We start from the raw sequence: 21,831 nt of genomic DNA, 5'->3' as shown, positions 1-21,831 counted from the left end.
GGCGGTCAGGGCAGGAAGCGTCCGCGTCCGCTGGCGAGGAACTCCGCGCGCAGCGCCGCCTTGTCCGCGTCGGTCATAGGTGCGTACGCGGGCCGTCCGCGGCCCTGCCAGTGGTGCACGGGGTCGTCGACGCGCCAGCCCTCGACCTGCATCTCCTTCTTGCGGAGCTTGCCCGAGCCGGTGGTCGGCAGGGCGTGCGAGACGCGGACGTAGCGGGGGGTGCCCTTGGTGCCAAGGTCCTGCTGTTCCGCGAGGAATTCGGGCAGCCGCAGCTCCTCGAAGCTGCGGCCCTCGGGTATCTCGACGGCGGCCATGACCTGGTCGCCGGAGCGGGCGTCGGGCACGCCGAAGACGGCGGCGGCCACGACGTCGGGGTGCCTGCGCAGGACGCGCTCGGTCAGCAGGGCGGAGGTGTTCTCGCCGTCGACGCGGATCCAGTCGCCGCTGCGGCCTGCGAAGTAGAAGTAGCCGGCCTCGTCGACGTATCCGAGGTCGCCGGTCCAGTACCAGCCGTGGTGGACGCGCTCTGCGTTGGCGGCCTCGTTCTTGTAGTAGCCCTCGAAGCGGGCGGCGCCCTCGGTGTCGACGAGCTCCCCGACGGCCTCCTCGGGGTTGCGGACCCGGCCGTGCTCGTCGAGGAGCGCGGGCGGGCAGGTCTCACGGGTGTGCGCGTCGACGATGCGCACACCGGCGCGCGCGGGTACGCCGAGCGCGGTGGGCGGTCCTTCGGGTGCGCGTCTGAGCATGCCGGCGCCCTCGCTGGAGCCGTAGCCCTCGACGAGGCGGCAGCCGAAGCGGCGCAGGAAGGCGGCCTGGTCCTCGGGGGACGCCTCGGTGCCGAAGGCGTGGGTGAGCCGGTTGTCGCCGTCGTCGCCGCTTTCCGGCCGGGCCAGGACGTAGGCGATGGCCTTGCCGACGTAGGTGAAGAAGGTGGCGCCGAAGTGCCGTACGTCCGGCAGGAATCCGGAGGCGGAGAACTTCGGGGTGAGGGCGACGGTGGCGCCGACGGCGAGCGCGGGCGCCCACAGGGCCATCAGCGCGTTGCCGTGGAAGAGCGGCATCGGGCAGTAGCAGGTGTCGTCGGGGCCGACGTCGTACTTGGCGGCGTTGGTGCGGCCCAGCGCGGCGAGGCGGCCCTGCGAGCAGATCGCCGCCTTGGAGGCGCCGGTGGTGCCGGAGGTGAACAGCAGCAGCATGCGGGTGGCGTCGGTGACGGCGGGGTCCCGGACGGGCTCGGCCGCCGCGTGCGCTGCCAGCGCCTCGTCGTACGCGGCGTCGTCCACGACCAGGTACCGGTCGGACGGGACGCCGAGGTCAAGACCGTCCAAGAGCTTGAGCCCGGCGCGGTCGGTGACGATCAACTGGCAGTCGGTGTGGCGTACTTCCTGCTCCAGGTAGCTGCCGCGCCGCGTCGGGTTGATGCCGACGACGGTCGCTCCGGTGAGGGCGGCGCCGCCCAGCCAGAACACGTACTCGGGCACGTTGTCGAGGAGTACGCCGATGTGGAAGGGCCCGTCGGCGCGGAGCGACCGGGCCAGGGAGGCGCGGGCCGCGCTCGCGCGCACGACCTCGTCCCAGGTCCAGTCCCGCTGCCGGGTGCGCAGGCCGGGGCGGTCGTCGCCGGTGCGGGCGAGCAGCAGGTCGGCGATGGTGTCGGTGGTCAACGTCGTCCCCCTCAGCCGCGGAGGGGCGACGTGCCGGCGGCGGTGCGTTCGCCGGGCGTCTCGACGAGTACGCAACGGGTTCCGCCGTAGATGGTGACGAAGCACTTGTTGCAGTGGATGCAGAGCGAGGGGGTGTCGGCGTCGGCCGCGATGCGGTTGATCAGGTCGGGTTCGCGCAGCAGGGCGCGGCCCATGGCGACGAACTGGAAGCCCTCGCGCATGGCCAGGTCCATGCTCGGCCGGCCCGTGATGCCGCCGAGCAGGACGAGCGGCATGTCGACGGCGGAGCGAATCTGCCGGGCCTGGTCGAGGAGGTAGGCGTCGGTGTAGGGGTAGCTGTGCAGCACCTTCTTGCCGACGAGTTTGATGCCGGTCTTCATCGGCTCGGGCATGATCTGCGCGAACTCGTGCAGCGGCGCGTCGCCGCGGAACAGGTACATGGGGTTGAGCAGGGAGCTGCCCACGGTCAGTTCCAGGGCGTCGAGGCAGCCGTCGCTCTCCAGCAGGCGGGCGACGGGAATGGCCTCGTCGAGCCAGAAGCCGCCGGGCACTCCGTCGTCCATGTTGAGCTTGGCGATGACGGCGATCCGGTCGCCGACCTCGGCGCGCACCGCGTGCACGATCTCGCGGGCGAACCGGAACCGGTTCTCCAGGCTGCCGCCGTACTCGTCCTTGCGGTGGTTGACGCGCGGGCTGAGGAAGGAGCTGGCGAGGTAGTTGTGGCCCAGGTGGATCTCGACGCAGTCGAAGCCCGCTTCGACTGCCATGGCGGCGGCGTCGGCATGGCCTCGGACGATGCGCTTGAGATCGTCCCTGGAGGCCTCCTTGGCGAAGCTGAGGGTGGTCTTGTGGAAGTGGCGGCTCGGCGAGAGCGCGGGCAGCCCGTTCGACTTCGGGTTGGCGACCGGTCCGGCGTGGCCGATCTGCGCGGAGACGGCCGCGCCCTCGGCGTGTACGGCGTCGGTCAGCTCCCGCAGGCCGGGCAGGGCCTCGGGCCGCCACAGGACCTGATGCTTGTCGGTCCTGCCCTCGGGGGCCACCGCGCAGTAGGCGACGGTGGTCATGCCGACCCCGCCGGCCGCGTACCGGACGTGGAAGTCGATCAGGTCGCGGGTGACGAGGCTGTCGCGGCTCAGCCCCTCGTACGTCGCCGCCTTGATGACGCGGTTGCGCAGCGTAGTGGGGCCGAGTGTCGCGGGAGCCAGGACGTCCGGCGTTCCGGGCGGCTGGTGCGATGTCTGAGTCAAGGGGGGAACCTCCGTCCGCACACCCGTCGTGGTGGCGGTCGTGACGTTATTCAGGGGCGGGCCGGTGGGCGGGGGTCGTCCCGCTGACCGGGAGGGGCGTCAGTCGAAGTTGGCCTGGCCGCCGTCGAGGGGCACGGTCGCGCCGGTGAGGTAGCGGGCGTCGGGGCCGCACAGCATCGCCACGGCGCGGCCGATGTCGTCCTCGCAGTCGCCGACGCGGCGCAGCGGCACGGAGGCGCAGAAGGCCTCGGCCTCCTCGGGGTTGGCCTCGGCCCAGCGCTGGTAGCCGGGCGACGCCGCGTGCGGGGCGATCGCGTTGACGCGGATGCCGTCGGGTCCCCATTCGTTGGCGGCGGTGCGGGTCAGGGAGCGCACGGCGGTCTTGGCGGCCGCGTAGGCGCCGTAGGTGCTCAGGTCCCAGCGCACCATGGCAGAGGTGACGAGATTGATGATCACGCCGTCGCCGGAGCGCTTGAGGTGGGGGTGGCAGGCCTTCATGAGCGCGAACGTGGCGAACGGGCCGCTGCGGAAGCCGCGTTGGAAGTCTGCGTCGCTCAGCGAGAGCAGCGGTCCGTACGCGCCGTCGTAGACGTTGTTGACGAGGACGTCGATGCGTCCGAGGCGACCGGCGATCTCCTGTACGAGCTCGGGGATGGTGTCGGTGTCCGCCACGTCGCAGGCGAACGTCTCGGCCCGCGCGCCGCGCTCCCGCAGCAGTGCGCGGGTCGCGTCGAGCTTCGCCGGTGTCCGGCCGAGCACCGCGACCGCGGCTCCCTCGGCGGCCAGGGCCAGGGCGATGCCCTGGCCCACGCCCTGGCCCGCTCCGGTGACGACCGCGACCTTGTCCTGGAGGTGTCCCACGTTCTCCCTCTTCTCCCGTCGGCTGCGGTCGACCATGCTCGAGGGGCACGGGCGGCGCCGGGGCGCGGATCCCACTCAGCGGCACGGGGCGGCGACGGGCGTCCCGGTGACCGGGAACCGCGCTGTCCGCCGCGGGCGGCAGGAGAACGATGGCGCGCACATCATCCACGCCGGCGAGAGGGAGGCGCATGAGCGCGACGGCGGATCACCAGAAGACGGTGCCGGAGATCCTGCGGCGGCTGACGGGCCCCGGCGGTGCCTTCGAGCTGGTCCGGGAAGACGTGCTGGGTGCGCGCATCCAGGTGTTCGCGCACCGGCGGAGGTCGCTTGCCGATGTGGTGGCCGACTCCGTGCGGCACGGGGAACGCGACTACATCGTGACGGAGGACGAGCGGATCTCGTTCGCGGAGCACGCGCGTCAAGTGGCTTCCCTGGCACGGGTTCTGGAGGAGGAGTACGGCGTCGGCAAGGGCGACCGCGTGGCGCTGCTCGCGGCGAACAGCCCCGGCTGGATCGTCGCGTTCTGGGCCACGGTCTCGCTCGGAGCCGTCGCCGTCGGCTACAACGCCTGGTGGACGGCGCCCGAGATCGACTACGGCCTCGGGCACACCCGGCCCAAGGTGGTGCTGGCCGACGCCAAGCGGGCCGCCCTGGTCGACGGCTCGCGTGTGCCGCTGCTGACGTTCGAGAAGGACGTCCCCGACCTGGTGCGGCGCCACCCGGACACACCGCTGCCGCGGCCTCGGGTCGACGAGGACGATCCCGCGGTCATCATGTACACGAGCGGTACGTCGGGCCGGCCCAAGGGAGCGGTGCACACGCACCGCAACCTGCTGGCCGTCATCGAGTATCTGTGCCTCAACCACGCGCTGGCCGCCGAGTTGGGCGATCCGACCGCTCCCGAGGAGCGGCGGCATCTGCTCGCGCTGCCCCTCTTCCACATCGCGTCGCTGCACAACCTCGCGGTGCCCCGGCTCGTGGACGGCGGCGCGGTCGTGATGTACCAGGGCCGCTTCGAGGCCGACCGGGTGCTGCGGCTGGTCGAGCGGGAGCGGGTCACCAACTGGGGTGCGGTGCCGACGATGGCGCACCGGCTCGTGGAGCACGGTGATCTCGGCGGCTACGACCTGTCGTCCCTGACGTCCTTCTCGCTGGCGTCGGCGCCGTCGTCGCCCGCCTTCCACGAACGGCTGCGCGCGGTCCTTCCGGTCGCGCGGAACGCGCTGGCCAACAGCTACGGGCTGACCGAGTCCTGCACCGGCGCGGCCGTGGCCTCCCCGGCCGATCTGGCCGCGGCACCGGACAGCGTGGGCCGCCCCGTCGTGGCGGTGGAGCTGGAGGTCCGGGACCCGGCGGGCGTGCCGCTGCCGGAGGGCCAGGAGGGCGAGGTCTGCCTGCGCAGCCCGTACGTGATGCTCGGCTACTGGGAGGACCGGGAGGCCACCGACCGGGCCATCAGGGCGGACCGCTGGCTGCACACCGGGGACATAGGAATGCTGGAGGAGGGACGGCTGCGGCTCACCAGCCGGCGTTCGGACCTGATCCTGCGCGGCGGCGAGAACGTGTACCCGGCCGAGATCGAGAACGTACTGGCCGAGTGCCCGGGGGTGCGCGAGTGCCTGGTGATCGGGGTGCCGCACCCGGATCTGGGCCAGGAGGTGGCGGCGGTGGTCGTCACCGACGCGGACGCCGGTCTCACCGAGGAGACCCTGACCGGCCACGTCCGCGGACGCCTCGCCTACTACAAGGTCCCGACGCGGTGGCGGATCACCTCGGAGCACCTGCCGCGCAACGCCACGGGGAAGGTCGTGCGCCGCGACGTACGCGTGTGACGACAGACCACCAAAGGGCCCCGGCCGGAGGGAATCTCCGGCCGGGGCCCGCTCGTGGTGTGTCCGTGGTTCAGCTGGGGCGGGGCAGTTCCTTGGCGATGAACAGGCCCTGGACCGTCACACAGGCACGGCCACCGGCCTCGATGGTCCCGTCGGTGCGGATCTTCCTGCCGTCCACGGAGATCTGGCGGCCGGTGACCGTGAGGGGCTCGAAGAGCGGGGTGGGCCGCAGGTAGCGCACGGTGAGTTCGGCGGTCATCCCGGACAGGCCCGCCCAGTGGTTGGCCACGCCGAGGGTGTGGTCGAGCAGCAGCGCGGACACTCCGCCGTGCACGCAGCGCGGCGGGCCCTGGTAGGGCAGGCCGAGAGTGATGACGCCCTGGACGGAGCCGTCGTCCCGGCCGGTGAGGTGGAGCGGCGGGGCGATGGCGTTCTCCGGGCCCGTGACGGGGTCGTGCCGGGTGACACCGGTGCCCTGCCACATGGTCACGAAGCGTTCCTCCAGGCCGGGCGCCCGCTCCAGCAACTGGTCCGAGATGCCGTCGAGTTGCTTGGTGACGCCCGCCATGTCGATGTCGGTGTCGTCGCCGGCCCGCAGCAGGGCGTCGATCAGTCTGCGGGCGGCGGCGGTCGCGGTGTCGACGCCCTCGTCGTGTGCGGCGGCGACCAGCTTGTCCGGCCGTGCACCGGGCTCGGAGGGTACGGGGACGGGGTGGCGGTCGGCGGTCATGCGGTGGTCCTCGCCGTCGCGTGGGTGAGTACGGGGGCGTCGTCGCGCTCCGGGCAGGTGGCGTGCAGCAGGAGCCGGTCGCCGTCGCGCCAGACGGCGGTGCGGAGGGTCTCGCCGGGGAAAAGGACGCCCGAGAACCGTACGGACAGTTCGGCCAGGCGGCCCGCGTCGCCGTCGAGCGGACCTGCGACGAGAGCCTTGGCGACAAGCCCGTAGGAGGCGAGTCCGTGCAGGACGGGCCGCTCGAAACCGGCGCTCCGGGCGAACTCCGGGTCGGCGTGCAGGGGGTTGAGGTCGCCGTTGAGCCGGTAGAGCAGTGCCTGCTGCGGGCTGGTGGGCGTGTCGAGCACGGTGTCGGGTGCGCGGTCGGGTGCGGTCCACTCGGTCCGCGGGCCGGGCCCCGAGCCGAAGCCGCCCGCGCCGTGGGCCCAGATCCGCATCCGGTTCGTCCACAGAGGTTCGCCGTCCGGCCCGGTCGCGGCGGTCTCGCGCACGATGACCGCGGCCTTGCCCTTGTCCCACAGTTCGACGACGCGGGAGGAGAGAGTGGCCCTGCCCGCCGTCGGCAGCGGGTGATGGACCGTCAACTCCTGGCCCGCGTGCAGGATGCGGCGCAGGTCGATGTCGATGCCGGGCAGTTCGAAGGACGGGTCCGGGTCGGCGCCGGAGGAGATGCCGGTGCCTGCGACCATTGCGAAGGTGGGCAGCACCGTCAGTCCGCGTTCGTAGGTGAGGCCGGGTTCGGGCCCCACGGCGGCGTCGGCTCCCGCGCCGAGGCTGAGGTGGTAGAGGAGCACGTCCCGGGTCGTCCAGGAGATCTCCTCGACGGTGGGCGGCGCGCCCAGTGCCTTGTCACGGTCGATCGTCATGCGCGGGCCGTCCCCTCGGAAGTCCTGGCGGCGGGCACGGGTGCGGGATCGCGCGGCAGGCCCAGGATGCGCTCCCCGATGATGTTCAGCTGGACCTCGGTCGTGCCTCCCGCGATGGACATGCAGCGGGAGTTGAGGAACCACCAGGTGGGGTCCTGGCGGGGTCCTTCGCCGGTGAGGGAGGCGTCGCCCAGCCAGTCCATGGCGGTCTCCCACACCTGCTGGAGGTGTTCCACGCCGGCCAGTTTGGCGATGCTGGCCTCGGCGCCCGGCTGCTGTCCGGAGACCGAGCGCAGGGTGGCGCGCAGGCCGAGGAGGCCGCCCGCCTGGGCGTCGCAGAGGATGGCGCCGAGGGTGGTGAGCCGTTCGTCGTCCATCGCGTCGGGGGTGGAGGCCGCGAGGTCGAGCAGGGCCTCGCCGCCCGAGCCGAGCGAGGAGTCGTGGGACAGGGCGACGCGTTCGTTGGCCAGGGTGGTGCGGCTGAGCCGCCAGCCGTCGCCGGGTTCGCCGACGAGCAGGGCGTCGGGGACGAACACGTCGTCGAGGAACACCTCGTTGAACTCGGCCTCGCACGTGATCTGGCGCAGCGGCCTGATGTCGATGCCGGGGCTGTCCATGTCGAGCAGGAAGTACGAGAGCCCCTTGTGCTTGGGCGCGTCGGGGTCGGTGCGGGCGAGGAGGATGCCCCAGTCGGCGTCGTGGGCCATGGAGGTCCACACCTTCTGGCCGGTGATCCGCCAGCCGCCGTCGACCCGGACCGCGCGGGTGGAGAGGCCCGCGAGGTCGGACCCGGCGCCGGGTTCGCTGAACAGCTGGCACCACTTGGTCTCGCCGCGCAGGCTGGGCCGCAGGAACTTCTCGCGCTGCGCGTCGTCGCCGTGCGCGACGAGGGTGGGGACCACCCAGCCGCCGATGACCATGTCGACGGGCTTGAGGCCCGCGGCGCGGAGTTCCTCGGCGATGACGAGCTGGGTGACGGCGTCGGCGCCCTTGCCCCAGGGGGCGGGCAGGTGCGGGGCGGTGTAGCCGTGGTCGGCGAGGAAGCCGGGGCGCTCGGCGGCGGGCAGGGCGGCGGCCGCGCCGAGTTCGGCGCGGACCTCCTCGCGGACGGCCGCCGCGGAGGGCGGCAGTTCGACGCCGAGCCGGCGGCGCGAGCCGTCCAGGGTGAGCCGGGCGACGCGGCGGCGCCACCGCGCGGCGGGGCCGAGCGCGATCCGCAGGGTCTGGGCCCGGCGCAGGTAGAGGTGGGCGTCGTGCTCCCAGGTGAAGCCGATGCCGCCGAGGACCTGGATGCAGTCCTTGGCGGCGGCGAAGCCCGCGTCGACGGCGGTGGCAGCGGCGACGGCGGCTGCCAGGGCGGCCTCGCCGGGATCGTCGACGGCGCCGGGTTCGGCGGCGCGGGCCGCGTCCCAGGCGCAGGCGCGGGCCTGTTCGGCCTGTGCGAGCATCCGCGCGCAGCGGTGCTTGACGCCCTGGAACTGTCCGACGGGGCGGCCGAACTGTTCCCGGACGCGGGCGTAGTCGGCGGCGGTGGTGACGGCCCAGTCCGCGATGCCGGACGCCTCCGCGGCGAACAGGGTGGCGGCCAGGTCCAGCGGCAGCCGCCCGTCCACGCTCAGGACGTCACCGGCCGGTACCGGCACCGCGCTTGTGGACACCCGGGACGAGCGGCGGGTCAGGTCGTGGCTGCGCAGGTGGGTGGCCTCCACCGCGGCGCGCGGCACCACGACCCACTTCGTGGCGTCGCCGTCGGTGGCGGGCAGGACGAAGAGGTCGGCGGTGTGCCCGCCGACGACCGGTCCGCACTCGCCGGACAGCGTGGCCGTGCCGTCGTCCCCGCGGGTCAGGGCGAGGGTGCCGGGGCGCAGTCCGACGGCGCCGACGACGGTGCCGTCGGCGAGGCCCGGCAGGTACTTGCGGTGCCCGGCCCGGTTCAGGACGGCCGCGGCCAGGGTCGTCGGCAGGAACGGGCCGGGAGCGACGGCCCGGCCCAGCTCCTCCACGACGACGGCGAGTTCGACGAGCCCGTAGCCCGCTCCCCCGGCCTCCTCGGGCAGGTGCAGGCCGAGCAGGCCCTGTTCGGCGAGGGCCCGCCAGTACGGCGGGAGCGAAGCGTCCTCGGCGTCGACCGCCTTGCGCAGGACGTCCGCGGTGATGTGCCGGCCGGCGAAGGCGCGTACGGAGTCGCGCAGGTCGCGGTGTTCCTCGGTGAGGCCGATGGTCATGGTGTCTCAGATCCGTTCGATGATCGTCGCCGTCGAGTGCGCGCCGCCGGCGCACATGGTGATCAGCGCGGTGGACTTGTCGGCGCGCTCCAGCTCGTACAGCGCCTGGGTGATCAGCCGGGCGCCGGTGGAGCCCACCGCGTGGCCGAGGGCGATGGCGCCGCCGTTGACGTTCACCTTGTCCATGTCGGCCTTGTGGACCTGCGCCCAGGACAGCACCACGGAGGCGAACGCCTCGTTGATCTCGACGAGGTCGATGTCGTCGAGCGTCATGCCCGCCTTGTCCAGCACCGCGCGGGTCGCCTCGACGGGGCCGTCGAGGTGGTAGTACGGGTCGGAACCGACCATCGTGGAGGCGACGATCCGGGCCCGGCCGCGCAGGCCGAGGCGTTCGGCGCGGTCCTTCGCCATCAGCAGGACGGCGGCGGCCCCGTCGCTGATCTGGGACGAGTTGCCCGCGGTGTGGATGCCGTCGGGGACCACGGGCTTGAGCGCGGCGAGTCCTTCCGCGGTGGTGTCCCGCAGGCCCTGGTCGCGGGAGACGACGGCACGTTCACCGGTGGGGCCCTCGGGGCCCATGACGGGGGCGTCGATGTCGAGGACCTGTCCGGCGAATCGGCCTTCGGCCCAGGCGCGGGCGGCCTTCTGCTGGGATGCGAGCCCGAGGGCGTCCGCGTCGGCGCGGGTGATGCCGCGCTTGGCCGCGATCCGCTCGGCGGCCGTGAACTGGTCCGGCATGTCGAGCGACCAACTGTCGGGCACCGGCACGCCGGTTCCGGGAGTCTGCGCCTGGCCGAGGAACACCCGGCTCATCGACTCGACGCCGCAGCCGATGCCCGCGTCGATGGTGCCCGCGGCGATCAGCCCGTGGATCAGGTGCACGGCCTGCTGCGAGGAGCCGCAGGCGCAGTCGATCGAGGTGCAGGCGGTGGTGTGTGGGAGGCCGCTGTGCAGCCAGGCGGTGCGGGTCACGTTGTTGGACTGCTCGCCCGCCTGCGTGACGCAGCCGCCGACGACCTGGTCGACCGCGTCGGGGGCGAGGCCGGCCCGCTCCAGCAGGCCTTTCTGCGCCTGGCCCAGCAGTTCGGCCGGGTGCAGCCCCGACAGGACCCCGCGTCGCCTGCCGACCGGCGTGCGTGCGGCTTCGACTATGACGGCCTCGGCCATGGTTCTCCGTAGGTGTGTGGCGGCCCGCTGGGGCCGGGACGGTGTGGTCGCGTACACCTACAGAACTAGAATTCATTCTGAAAGAAAGCAAGGGGTCGTCCCACTCAGTGGGGTCCCCTCACACCCGGTCCGGGCCGCGCAGGACCACTTCGGCGCCCCCGTCGACGTACAACACCTGCCCGGTGACATGGGAGTTCTCCGTGCTCGTCAGCCAGCGCAGGGCCCGCGCGACCACCTCGGGCTCCGCGTGGCCGTTCAGCGGCATGGGCACGGCCTGCTCGACGATGCGGCGCTGCTCCTCGGTCACGGCGACGGCCGCGTGCATCGGGGTGAGCACCACACCGGGGGCGACGGCGTTCAACGGGATGCCCGCCCCGGCCCACGCGTCGGTGACGCTGGTGCGGCGCACCCAGCGGGCCAGGGCGGCCTTGGACGCGGGGTAGAGGGCGCCGCCCTCGCCCGCCTCCGTCAGGGCGGCGGCAGCGGCGAGCGCGGCCGGCTCGTCACCGGCGAGGCAGGCCTCGACGACGTCGTCCGAGCCGGTCTTCGTCCCGACGATGGATCCGACGAACGCGGCGCGCGGCGCCCCGGACCGGGCCAGCGCGGGCCTCAGTCCCTCCAACACCTCGGTGACACCGAAGTAGTTGACCGCGACCGTGGCGGGCACGCGGGCCGAGATCCCGGCGCAGGCGACTACCGCGTCGAGGACTCCCCCGCTGCGTTCGAGGACGGCGTGGACGGCTTCTTGGCGACCGGCGGCGGTGCCGAGGTCGGCGCAGACGTCGGCGTCCTTCAGGTCGACGCCGATCACGTCGTCCCCCCGGGCCCGCAGCATGTCGGCGAGTGCCCTGCCGATGCCGGAGGCCGCTCCGGTGACAACTGCCCGGCGCGGTGCGGGTGATGAGGTCATGGGTGTGGTGCCTTTCTGTCAGATGTGGGAGCCGCCGTCGGCGCGGATCTCCGCGCCCGTGAGATATCCGGCGTCCGGGGAGGCGGCGAAGGCGATGACGCCCGCGATCTGTTCCGGGTCCGCCGCCCCGAACGGCGCCCGGATGCGCTGGTAGTAGCTGGTGTCGAGGTCCGGCGGCAGCATGTCGGGCCGGGCGGTCAGGGGCGTGGCGACCGTGCCGGGCGAGACCGGCACGACGCGGATGCGCCGATGCGCCACCTCGGACGCGAGGGACAGCGAGAACGCCAACACCGCGCCCTTGGTGGCGGAGTAGGCGCTCATGAACGGATTGCCGTGGGTCGCGGACGACGAGGCCACGTTGACGACGACACCCCTGCCGTCGGGCAGATGGCGCAGCGCCTCGCGGCAGCACACCGCCGTGCCGACGACGTTGACGTCGAACAGGTGCCGCAGGTCGTCGACGGTGAGCCGGTCGATCGGCGTGGTGCGGTGCACGCCCGCCACGTTGACCAGGACGTCGATGCCGCCCAACTCCTCGGCGGCGCGGGCCACGGCGGCCACGACGGCGCTCTCGTCGGACACGTCGGCGACGTGGGTGTGGATCCGCCCATCGCCGGGCGGCAGTCGGTCGGCCGTGTCGCGCAGACCGCTCGCGGACAGGTCGACGGCGAAGACGGCGGCGCCCTCCGCGGCGAGCCGCAGCGCGGTGGCGCGGCCGATGCCGGATGCGGCGCCGGTGAGCAGGACGGAGGTGCCTTCGAAACGGTTCGGACGGTTCATCAGGGGCCCTTCACGGTTACGGATGCGGGCCCGTCGGGGCCGGGCGGTCAGGGGGTGGCCGGGTCGACGGCGGCGGCCCGGCCCGCCCGGCGCCCGAAGAAGGTGCCGTCGCCCAGCGAGGTACCGCTGACGTAGCCGTGTCCGTGCAGGCCGGAGCTGGCCCGGCCCGCCGCGTACAGGCCGGGGACGGGTGCGCCGGAGACGTCGAGCACGGCGCCGTCGACGGTGGTGTGCAGCCCGCCCAGGGTGAACCCGGCCGCGCCGGGCCCGGTGCCCGCGCTCCCCCGGCCTCCGGTGTGGAAGCCGCGGCGCGGGTCGAGGACGGCGAAGGGCGGCTTGAGAGGCCGCAGCCAGCGGCCGTTCTTGTGGAAGTAGGGGTCCTCGCCGTGCTCGGCGTGCCGGTTGTACGTGCCCACGGCAGCCTCCAACGCGCCCTCCGGCATACCGAGTTCGCGTTCCAGGACAGCCAGGCTGTCGTCGGCGTACCGGGGCAGCACGCCCCAGCGCTCCGCCTCGGGGACGGACTCGTAGCCCTCCTGATCGACGATCACCCAGTACGGGCCGGGCTGAGTCAGTACCGCCGCGGTGCTGAACAGACCGGGGTAGACGTCCTCGTTGACGAAGCGCTGCCCGTGGGCGTTGACCAGCAGTCCGCGCACGGTCAGGGCGGGCAGCGCGGTCATGGCGATCTCGGTCACGGACATCCGGCGGGTGGCCGCGCCGACGGCGCAGGCCATCCGGATGCCGCTGCCGTCGTCGAGGCCGTCGCTGACCTTGCCGAGTCCGAGCAGGGCCGGGGCGTGGTCGGCGAGCATCTCCTCGTTGTCGACGAATCCGCCGGTGGTCAGGACGGTCCCGCGGCGGGCGCGGAACGCCAGGTCCTGTCCGAAGCGGCGGGCGGTGACGCCGACGATCCGGCCGTCGTCGTCGGTGATCAGCGCGGCGGCGAGGGTGTCGGTGCGGACCTCGGCGCCGGCCTCGCGGGCCGCCGCGGTCAGCTTCTCCATCAGCAGTCCGCCGCCGAAGTGACCGACGGCGGGCCGGTGTCCGCGCGGCGCGGGCCGGGCGAGGGTGTCGTACGGCCAGGCGTTCTCACCGAGCCACATCAGCCCGTCGTGCGTGGGCGGCATCCAGGTCGGGGCGTCCCACAGGCTGTGCTCGAAGGGGACGCCCCGGTCGACGAACCAGTCGAAGTGCTCGGTGCTGCCGTCGCAGTAGGCGCGCAGCTTGGCCTCGTCGGCGTGCGGGCCGAGGGCCGCCGACAGATAGGCGAACATGTCGTCGGCGGTGTCCTCGAAACCGCAGGCGGCCTGTACGGCGGTGCCGCCGCCGAGGTACAGCTCGCCGCCGGACAGCGCCGACGAGCCGCCTCCGCCCGCACGGTCGAGGACCAGGACGTCCGCGCCCGCGGTGGCCGCCTCGAAGGCCGCCGCGGCGCCGGCGCAGCCGAGGCCCACGACGAGGACGTCGGCCTCGGCATCCCAGTGGGTGACGGACTCGGCGCGGACGGGGGCGACCGACCGGGGCCGGGTCATCCGCCCTGCTTGGGCTTCTCGGGCGCCCGGGGAGTGGAGAACGCCGCGAGCGGCTCGGAGCCCGACCAGTCGTGGCCCCAGTAGCTGTCCGCCGTGATCTCCTCGGCGGTGTAGTGGCTCTCGTCGACGAGCATTCCGTCGGTGCCGTACTCCAGGTCCCAGCCGCCCGGTGCGCGGACGTAGAAGGAGACCATCTTGTCGTTGGTGTGCCGGCCGAGCGTGGAGGAGAGCGGGAAGCCGAGGCGGCCCACGTTGTCGAGGGCGCGGCCGACCGCGTCCAGGGAGTCGACCTCGACCATGAGATGGACCATGCCGGGGGCCTCGCCGTGCGGCGCCGGGCACAGGGCCAGGCTGTGGTGGCGCTGGTTGACGCCCATGAAGCGCACGCGGCGCGGCGGGGCGTCCGGCGACTGGGCGCTCAACTTGACCGCGCCGCGCGGCAGGAAGCCGAGGACCTCCGTGTAGAAGGCGACGGTCTCGTCCATACGGGTTGTCGGCAGGACGACGTGGCCCATGCCCTGGGCGCCGGTGACGAAGCGCTGCCCGAGGCCGGTGAGGACGGGACTGTGGTCGAGGACGGGCCCGAAGAACACCTCGACGCGGACACCTGCCGGGTCCTCGAAGGCGATGGCCCGCTCCACCGCGAGTTCGCCGGCCTCCTGCCAGGTCAGCTCCTTGACCGCGGTGCCGGACGCCTCGACGGCGCGGGCGACCTCGGCCAGCGCGAACTGGTCGCGCACCTCCCAGCCGACGGCCTCGGCCCGGTCGGTGTCGCCGGGCAGGACGACGAGCCGGGCCCGGCGCTCGTCCATCCTGAGGTAGAGCCCGTCCGGGTCGGGGCCTGAGCCCTCGGCGAACCCGAGCGCGTCCACGGTGAGTTCGCGCCAGCGGGCGACGTCCCGGGTGCGGACCCGGAGGTACCCGAGTCCTCGGATGTGCGTCATGTTCTACGTCCCGTCCTTCCTGCCTGAAGTGGCCTGTCGTGGTCCCGCCGGTGTCAGATCATCGAGCGCATGGGCCCCTGCGGGGGCTCCACGCCGATCTGGGTGAGCGCCGCGACGTGGAAGACCGCGCCGGTCACATGGATGGCGTGGGCGAGGCCCGTGTGCGCGTCGCGCCAGAAACGCTGGATGGGGTTGCTCATGCGCATGGCGTTGCCGCCGGAGCGGGCGACGATCTCGTCGACCGCGCGGACGGCCCGCCAGGCGGCACGGGCCTGGGTGCGGCGGCCGACGGCCCGCCGGTCGAAGCTCACCCGCTCGCCGGCCTCGACCATGTCGTAGAGGCTGCTGATGTTGTCCAGCAGGGCGGCGCGGGAGGCGGCGATCTCGGCGGCGGCCTCGCTGACCGCGTACAGGACGTAGGGGTCGTCGCGGACGGCGGTGCCGGTGATCTGGACGCGGTCGCGCTGGTACGCCAGGTGGTGGGCGAGGGCGCCCTCGCAGATGCCGATGACGGAGGCGGTGATGCCGAGCGGGAAGGCCGCCGAGAACGGCAGCCGGTACATCGGGTTGGTCAGCCCCGCCTCCTCGGCGAGGCTGCCGTCGACGACCTTGGCGTACTCGACGACCCGGTGCGCGGGCACGAAGGCGTCCTTGACGACGACATCCTTGCTGCCGGTGCCGCGCAGGCCCACCACGTCCCAGGAGTCGTCGACGATCTCGTAGTCCGCGCGCGGCAGGATCACGTGCACGGAAGCGGGCGGGTTCAGCCGCTCGCCCTTCTCGTCGGCGAGGAAGGCGCCGAGGAAGATCCAGTCGCAGTGGTCGGTGCCGGAGGAGAACTGCCAGTGGCCGTTGAAGACATAGCCGCCGTCGACGGGCCGCAGCAGGCCCATCGGGGCGTACGGGGAGGCGATCCAGGTGTCGGGGTCCTCGCCCCAGATCTCCTCCTGCACCCGTGGGTCGGCCATCGCCATCTCCCACGGGTGGACGCCGACGACGCCGGTCACCCAGCCGGTGGAGCCGTCGCAGGCGGCGATCTCCATGACGGTCTCGGCGAACTCCCTCGGGTGCAGTTCGAGTCCGCCGTACTTCTTCGGCTGGAGCATCCGGATCGCCCCGGTCTCCCGCAGCACCTTGGCCGTCTGGTCGTCGAGCCGGCCGAGCGATTCGTTCGCGGGTCCCAGGGCGCGGATCTCCTCCGCGCGTTCGACGACGGCGTCGAGTACCGGATTGGACATGCGTGCGCTCACTTTCCCGCGGGCGTCGGCCCGGTCGTGTCCTTGGCCGCGCCGGCCCGCTGGGCGAGCCCGACGGCGATCTCGATGAGCTGGTCCTCCTGGCCGCCGACGAGCCTGCGGCGGCCCGCCTCCAGCAGGAGTTCGGTGCCGGAGACGCCGTACTTGGCGGCCTGCCGGGCGGCGTGTGCGAGGAAGCTGGAGTAGACGCCGGCGTAGCCCATGGTCAGCGACATCCGGTCGAGCAGGCGGTCGCCGCCCATGACGGGCAGGACGATGTCCTCGGCCGCGTCGATGATCTTCGGGATGTCGATGCCGGTACGGATACCGAGTTTCTCTGCGACGGCCGCGAAGGCCTCGACGGGCGTGTTGCCCGCGCCCGCGCCGAACCGGCGGGTGGACCCGTCGATCTGCAGGGCGCCCGCCCGCACGGCGGCCACCGAGTTGGCGACGCCGAGCCCGAGGTTCTCGTGGCCGTGGAAGCCGACCTGCGCGTCGTCGCCGAGTTCGGCGACGAGCGCGGCGACCCGGCCCCCGACCCCTTCGAGGATCAGCGCCCCCGCGGAGTCCACGACGTACACGCACTGGCAGCCCGCGTCGGCCATGATCCGGCCCTGCCGGGCCAGCGCCTCGGGCGGGGTGCTGTGCGCCATCATCAGGAAACCGACGGTCTCCAGGCCGAGTTCGCGGGCCAGACCGAAGTGCTGCGCGGCGATGTCGGCCTCGGTGCAGTGGGTGGCGATGCGGCAGATCGCGGCGCCGTTGTCGGCGGCCTCGCGGATGTCGTCCTGGATGCCGAGTCCCGGCAGCATCAGGAAGGCGATCTTCGCCTGCCGGGCGGTCTTCACCGCCTCCTTGATGAGTTCCTGCTCCGGGGTGTGGCTGAAGCCGTAGTTGAACGAGGATCCGCCCAGGCCGTCGCCGTGGGCGACCTCGATGACGGGGACCCCGGCGTCGTCGAGGGCGGCGACGACGGACCGCACGTCCTCCACGGTGAACTGGTGCTGCTTGGCGTGCGAACCGTCCCGCAGCGAGGAGTCGGTGACGCGGATGTCGAGGTCTGCGCTGAAGGGCATGACGGAGGGCTCCTTGGTGGTCAGGACGCGGTTTGCCGGGCGTTGATCCGCTGGGCGAAGCCCTCACCGACCTTGGTGGCCGCGGCGGTCATGATGTCGAGGTTCCCGGAGTACGGCGGCAGGAAGTCGCCCGCGCCCTCGACCTCCAGGAAGATCGCGACCCGGGCGAGTCCGCCGCTGACGGTGTCCGGGTCGTCGAACTGCGGCTCGGCGCGCAGCCGGTAGCCGGGTACGTACGCGGCGACCCGCTCCACCACCTCGTGGACGGACGCGGTGATCGCCGCGCGGTCGGCGTCCACGGGGACGGCGCAGAAGACGGTGTCCTGCATCAGCATGGGCGGTTCGGCCGGGTTGAGGATGATGATGGCCTTGCCCCGTCCCGCGCCGCCGATGGTCTCGATGCCCCGGCTGGTGGCGAGGGTGAACTCGTCGATGTTGGCGCGGGTTCCGGGGCCCGCGGAGGGCGAGGCGACACTGGCCACGATCTCCGCGTACGCGACCTCGGTGACCCGGGAGACGGCGTGCACCATCGGGATGGTGGCCTGTCCCCCGCAGGTGATCAGGCTGACGTTGGGGGCGTCCAGGTGTGCGCCGAGGTTGACGGCCGGGACGACGGCGGGGCCGAGCGCGGCGGGGGTCAGGTCGATGGCCTGGATGCCGAGTTCGGCGTACTTGGGCGCGTTCGCCCTGTGCACGTGGGCCGAGGTCGCCTCGAAGACCAGGTCGGGCTTCTCGTCCCCGGCGAGCAGCGGCTCCACGCCGTCGGCGCTCGCCGTCAGGCCCTCCTCGGCGGCGCGTTTGAGGCCGGGGCTCTGCGCGTCGATGCCGATCATCCAGCGTGGCTCGATCGTCTCGGACCGGAGCAGTTTGTACATCAGGTCGGTTCCGATGTTCCCGGAGCCGACGATGGCGGCGGTCGCCTTGGTCACTGTTCGAACCTCATCCGTCGTAGGTGATCCTGATCCGCTCGCTGAGCGGGCGTGCCTGGCAGGCCAGGACGTAGCCGTCGGTGATGTCTCGTTCGTCGAGCACCTCGTTGCGCTCCATCGCCACCTCGCCCTCGACGAGCAGGCAGGTGCAGGCGCCGCAGTTGCCCTCGCGGCAGGAGTACGGCGCGTCGAGGCCGTCGGCGAGGAGTACGTCGAGGAGCGTGCGGCCCGCCGGCCAGGGCAGCGTCCTGGTGTCGCCGTCGAGCTCCACCTCGACCTCGCCGGCCGGGCCAGATGCCTCGGGGGCCGGGGGTGTCTCCGGTGCGGCGAACGGGTCGCCGGTCAGCGAGGTGAACCGCTCGACGCGCACCCGGTCCGCCGGCATGCCCATGCCCGTGAGGGTGGTGGTGGCCAGCTCCATGAAGGGGCCGGGGCCGCACACGAACGTCCGGCGTCCGGCGTACGGACCGGCGAGGGCGCGCAGGGCGGGGCCTGCGGGCAGCCCCTGCACCGACTCCAGCCAGTGCATCACCGTGAGCCGGTCGCCGAACTCCTCGGCGAGCGCCACGAGTTCGCTCCGGAAGATGACGGACCGTTCGTCGCGGTTGGCGTAGATCAGGGCGACGGATCCGGTGCCCGCGTGCAGGCAGGACTTCAGGATCGACATCACCGGGGTGATGCCGCTGCCCGCCGCGACGAGGAGCAGGTCCTCGTCGAGTGTGTCGGGGGTGAACGTGCCCGCGGGCCGCAGGACGTCGAGGGTGTCCCCCTCCACGACGTGGTCGCAGATCCAGTTGGAGCCGTAGCCGTCCACCGTGCGCTTCACGGTGATCTTCAGCTTGTCGTCGCGCAGCGGGGAGCTGGACAGCGAGTAGCAGCGGGCCGCTCCCCCGGCGCGCTCGGTGGGCACCCGGACGGTCAGGAACTGGCCCGGCCGGTAGCCGAGCCGCTCCCCCGGAGCGTCGACCGGTTCGAGCACCAGCGAGTGCGCGTCGGCGGTCTCGCGGACCACCTCGACCACACGGACCGTGAGATGGGTGTCCCGCCCCGTGGTGTCTCGTCCCATGGTGTCTCCGCCTTCCCTGCTCACCGGTTACCGGCGTGCCGGGCGGCGATGTAGCCGAAGACCATGGACGGGCCGATGGTGGCTCCAGGGCCCGCGTACTCGTTGGCCATCACGGACGCGGAGGTGTTCCCGGTCGCGTAGAGGCCGTCGATGTGGCGGCCGTCCTCGCGCAGCACCCGGCTGTGCTCGTCGCAGACGAGGCCGCCCTTGGTGCCGAGGTCGCCGACGTCGAGGCGCACCGCGTAGAAGGGAGCCTTGTCGATGACGTCGAGGTTCGGGTTGGGCAGCGTGGGGTCGCCATAGTAGCGGTCGTAGGCGCTGTCGCCGCGGCCGAAGTCGGTGTCCTTGCCGGTGCGGGCGAAGCCGTTGAACCGTTCGACGGTCGCCGCCAGTTCCTTCTCCGGTACATCGATGGCGCGGGCGAGTTCGGCGATGGTTCCGGCCTGGTGGACGAGGCCCGCGTCGTAGAAGCCGCGAGGGAAGGGCATGCCGGGCAGCACCTGGGCGAACGGGTAGCGGGCACGCGCCTTGGCGTCCATCACGAACCAGGCGGGGACGTGCTTGCCCGCGAGCTGGTCGTGGACGAAATTCGTGTACGGCGACGACTCGTTGGTGAACCGCTTGCCCTGCGCCGACACGATCACGGACGGCGGGATGCAGCGTTCGGAAACGAGGGGGATCGTCACGCCCTTGGGGTGGCGCACCGACGGCATCCACCACGCGTCGTCCATGAAGTCGACAGCCGCGCCGAGTTCCAGTCCGGCGCGGATCCCGTCACCGACGTTCTCCTGCGCGCCCGCGCTGTAGTCGGCCGTGCCGCCGTCCGGCAGGTACCGCTCGCGCATCTCCTGGTTGTGGTCGAATCCGCCGGCGGCGAGGAGCACACCGTGCCGGGCGCCGATCCGCACGGCCTTGCCGTCGCGTTCGGCGACGATGCCGGTGACCCGGCCGTCGTCGTCGGTGACGAGGGAGGTCATGGGGGTGTCCAGCCACAGGGGCACTTCGGCGTCCTTGAGGGCCATGCGAAGCCGGGCCACCAGGGCGCGGCCGCCGGTGGACATGTGCCGGCGGCGGACCACGTTGGAGGAGACCCGCCAGGCGGCGACGACGGAGGCCCAGCGGCCCCGCCAGGTCCGCTTGACCATGGCCAGGTCGTGGTAGTCCTTACCGGTGACCCAGAGGCCGAGCGGGCCCTTGAGGCTGTTGGGCCGCTGGTACTTCTCGTCCTCGCGGAGCTTGCGGGTGTCGAAGGGGACGGCCTCGATCGAGCGGCCCTCGGGGCGCCCGCCCTCGTACTCGGGGTGGTAGTCGGAGTAGCCCTTGGTCCAGGTGAAGCGCATCCACTTGCTGCGGCACAGCAGTTCCATCGTGGCGGGGCCCTGGTCGACGTAGGCGTCGAGGCGGGCGTCCGGGACCCGGCCCTCGGTGAGCAGGTCGAGGTAGCGGCGTACGGACTCGCGGCTGTCGTCGTGCCCTTTGGCGCGCAGCACGGGGTTGTTGGGGATCCAGATGCCGCCGCCGGAGATGCCGGTGGTGCCGCCGTACATGGAGCCCTTCTCGACCACGACGGTGGAGAGTCCGGCGTCGACGGCGGTCAGCGCGGCGGTCATGCCACCGCCGCCGCTGCCGACGACGACGAAGTCGTACTCATGGTCCAAGGCGGGGGCGGGGTCGGGAGCGGGTGTCATGCCGACTCCTTGCGGGTCAGGAAGGCCAGTACGACGTTCTCCCAGGCCGCCTTCTGCTCGATCATCACCCAGTGACCGCAGTCGGGGAACACGTGCAGTTCGGCGTCGGGAATGGTGCGCATCGGCACGATGGACATGTCGACGGGGCTCACGCGGTCGTCGCGGCCCCAGGTGATGAGGGTCTTCGGCCTGAGCCGGTGCAGCATCGCCCAGTACGGGGGCTGGTCGGATGCGGCAGCGGCGGCCGCGCGGGCGGCGAAGGCGGAACTGCCGTACATCGCGCGGGCGTTGGCGAGGGCCTGCGGGTCGTTGGCCAACTGCCAGCGCTCTTCGATCAGTTCGTCGGTGACGAGGCTCTGGTCGTGCACCATGGAGCGCAGCCAGCGGACCAGGCCCTCGCGGGTGGGGTGGTCGGTGAACTCGGTGAGGAGCCTGATGCCCTCGCCGGGGCCGGGGCTGTACAGGTTGCGGCCGATGCCGCCGATGGTGACGAGCCTGCGGATCCGGTCGGGGTGGGCGAGCGCGTACTGAGTGCCGACGATGCCGCCCATGGAGTTGCCGATGACGTCGACCTGGTCCAGGCCGAGGGCGTCGAGGAAGCGGCCGAGGGCGGCCGGCGCGGTGACCATGGGGTGCCCGTCGGCGGGATCGCTGACGCCGAAGCCGGGCAGTTCCAGGACGAGACAGCGGAAGTGCTCGGCGAACGTGGCGAGGTTGCCGCGGTAGTTGCGCCAGCCGGTGACGCCGGGTCCCGAACCGTGCAGCAGCACGAGGGGCGGCCCTTCACCGGCCTCGTGGTACCTCAATACGCCCTGATCGGTCGCGAGTTCACGCGCGGTGGACTCGTGGCTCAGCTCCGTCATCGTTCCCGCTTTCGCCGTCCTGTGTCGCCGTCCTGTGGTCGACGCCGGGAACGTAACCGGCCGGGTGCGGGCGGAGCGGGGAGCGTCCCGATCAGCGGGACGTGCGGGTGGCGGGGGCCGGACCGCGGCCGGGGGCGGCGGCGCCGCGTGCCGGGTTCCACTCATCGGGAGCCCGCTCCGGCGCCGTCCGGCACGGCCCTACCGTCGGCC

The 21,831-nt window shown here is 72.6% G+C and carries 18 protein-coding genes; 1 reads left to right on the top strand and 17 read right to left on the bottom strand.

Translation table 11 applies throughout. From position 1 onward, the window contains the following. Positions 1-5: 5 nt before the first annotated feature. From casI to ACY34M_RS34755, 3 genes are all read right to left on the bottom strand, one after another. The gene (gene casI, locus ACY34M_RS34765; RefSeq protein WP_462716687.1) at positions 6-1,664 is read right to left on the bottom strand and encodes a steroid-22-oyl-CoA synthetase; all 1,659 of its coding nucleotides are present in this window, start codon (positions 1,662-1,664) and stop codon (positions 6-8) included. Positions 1,665-1,675: 11 nt separating this feature from the next. Next, positions 1,676-2,911 carry an NADH:flavin oxidoreductase gene (locus ACY34M_RS34760; protein WP_462716686.1) on the bottom strand — a complete coding sequence of 412 codons (1,236 nt, stop codon included), beginning with the start codon at positions 2,909-2,911 and terminating at the stop codon, positions 1,676-1,678. Positions 2,912-3,010: 99 nt separating this feature from the next. Next, positions 3,011-3,772 carry an SDR family NAD(P)-dependent oxidoreductase gene (locus ACY34M_RS34755; protein WP_462716685.1) on the bottom strand — a complete coding sequence of 254 codons (762 nt, stop codon included), beginning with the start codon at positions 3,770-3,772 and terminating at the stop codon, positions 3,011-3,013. A gap of 188 nt (positions 3,773-3,960) precedes the next feature. Between ACY34M_RS34755 and casG the strand changes: the two genes are divergently transcribed. Next, complete coding sequence (casG, locus tag ACY34M_RS34750) at positions 3,961-5,604, top strand: steroid-24-oyl-CoA synthetase (RefSeq protein WP_462716684.1); 1,644 nt, start codon at positions 3,961-3,963, stop codon at positions 5,602-5,604. Positions 5,605-5,674: 70 nt separating this feature from the next. Here casG and ACY34M_RS34745 read toward each other — a convergent pair whose 3' ends face one another. From ACY34M_RS34745 to ACY34M_RS34680, 14 genes are all read right to left on the bottom strand, one after another. Next, the gene (locus tag ACY34M_RS34745) at positions 5,675-6,334 is read right to left on the bottom strand and encodes a PaaI family thioesterase (RefSeq protein ID WP_462716683.1); all 660 of its coding nucleotides are present in this window, start codon (positions 6,332-6,334) and stop codon (positions 5,675-5,677) included. Continuing rightward, entirely contained in the window at positions 6,331-7,203 is an 873-nt protein-coding gene (locus tag ACY34M_RS34740; RefSeq protein ID WP_462716682.1) for a MaoC/PaaZ C-terminal domain-containing protein, read from the bottom strand. The genes ACY34M_RS34745 and ACY34M_RS34740 overlap by 4 nt, the downstream gene beginning before the upstream one ends. Further along, complete coding sequence (locus ACY34M_RS34735; RefSeq protein WP_462716681.1) at positions 7,200-9,428, bottom strand: acyl-CoA dehydrogenase; 2,229 nt, start codon at positions 9,426-9,428, stop codon at positions 7,200-7,202. Before ACY34M_RS34735 ends, ACY34M_RS34740 begins: the two co-directional genes overlap by 4 nt. Positions 9,429-9,434: 6 nt before the next feature. Beyond that, on the bottom strand, positions 9,435-10,595 hold the full coding sequence (locus ACY34M_RS34730) for a steroid 3-ketoacyl-CoA thiolase (RefSeq protein ID WP_462716680.1): 1,161 nt from the start codon (positions 10,593-10,595) through the stop codon (positions 9,435-9,437). A 118-nt stretch (positions 10,596-10,713) separates the two neighbouring features. Continuing rightward, positions 10,714-11,505 (bottom strand): SDR family oxidoreductase, encoded by a 792-nt coding sequence (locus tag ACY34M_RS34725; RefSeq protein WP_462716679.1) that lies wholly within the window; start codon positions 11,503-11,505, stop codon positions 10,714-10,716. A gap of 18 nt (positions 11,506-11,523) precedes the next feature. Next, positions 11,524-12,285 (bottom strand): SDR family NAD(P)-dependent oxidoreductase, encoded by a 762-nt coding sequence (locus ACY34M_RS34720; protein WP_462716678.1) that lies wholly within the window; start codon positions 12,283-12,285, stop codon positions 11,524-11,526. Positions 12,286-12,332: 47 nt separating this feature from the next. Then, positions 12,333-13,820, bottom strand: a complete 1,488-nt coding sequence (locus ACY34M_RS34715) for an FAD-dependent oxidoreductase (protein WP_462716677.1) — start codon at positions 13,818-13,820, stop codon at positions 12,333-12,335. Beyond that, a complete protein-coding gene (locus tag ACY34M_RS34710) occupies positions 13,817-14,764 on the bottom strand; it encodes a VOC family protein (RefSeq protein WP_462716676.1) in 948 nt (315 codons plus the stop codon). Before ACY34M_RS34710 ends, ACY34M_RS34715 begins: the two co-directional genes overlap by 4 nt. A 53-nt stretch (positions 14,765-14,817) precedes the next feature. Continuing rightward, complete coding sequence (locus ACY34M_RS34705) at positions 14,818-16,002, bottom strand: acyl-CoA dehydrogenase family protein (RefSeq protein WP_462716675.1); 1,185 nt, start codon at positions 16,000-16,002, stop codon at positions 14,818-14,820. Positions 16,003-16,010: 8 nt separating this feature from the next. Next, on the bottom strand, positions 16,011-17,075 hold the full coding sequence (gene dmpG / locus ACY34M_RS34700; RefSeq protein WP_462716674.1) for a 4-hydroxy-2-oxovalerate aldolase: 1,065 nt from the start codon (positions 17,073-17,075) through the stop codon (positions 16,011-16,013). Positions 17,076-17,095: 20 nt separating this feature from the next. Beyond that, the gene (locus ACY34M_RS34695; protein WP_462716673.1) at positions 17,096-18,004 is read right to left on the bottom strand and encodes an acetaldehyde dehydrogenase (acetylating); all 909 of its coding nucleotides are present in this window, start codon (positions 18,002-18,004) and stop codon (positions 17,096-17,098) included. Positions 18,005-18,014: 10 nt separating this feature from the next. After that, complete coding sequence (locus tag ACY34M_RS34690) at positions 18,015-19,070, bottom strand: 2Fe-2S iron-sulfur cluster-binding protein (RefSeq protein ID WP_462716672.1); 1,056 nt, start codon at positions 19,068-19,070, stop codon at positions 18,015-18,017. A 20-nt stretch (positions 19,071-19,090) separates the two neighbouring features. Further along, positions 19,091-20,758 (bottom strand): FAD-binding protein, encoded by a 1,668-nt coding sequence (locus tag ACY34M_RS34685; protein WP_462716671.1) that lies wholly within the window; start codon positions 20,756-20,758, stop codon positions 19,091-19,093. Beyond that, entirely contained in the window at positions 20,755-21,621 is an 867-nt protein-coding gene (locus tag ACY34M_RS34680; RefSeq protein ID WP_462716670.1) for an alpha/beta fold hydrolase, read from the bottom strand. Before ACY34M_RS34680 ends, ACY34M_RS34685 begins: the two co-directional genes overlap by 4 nt. Between the last annotated feature and the right edge of the window lie 210 nt (positions 21,622-21,831).

Source organism: Streptomyces sp. EDA2-14, assembly GCF_054963755.1.
This window is presented reverse-complemented; position numbering and strand designations above follow the sequence as displayed.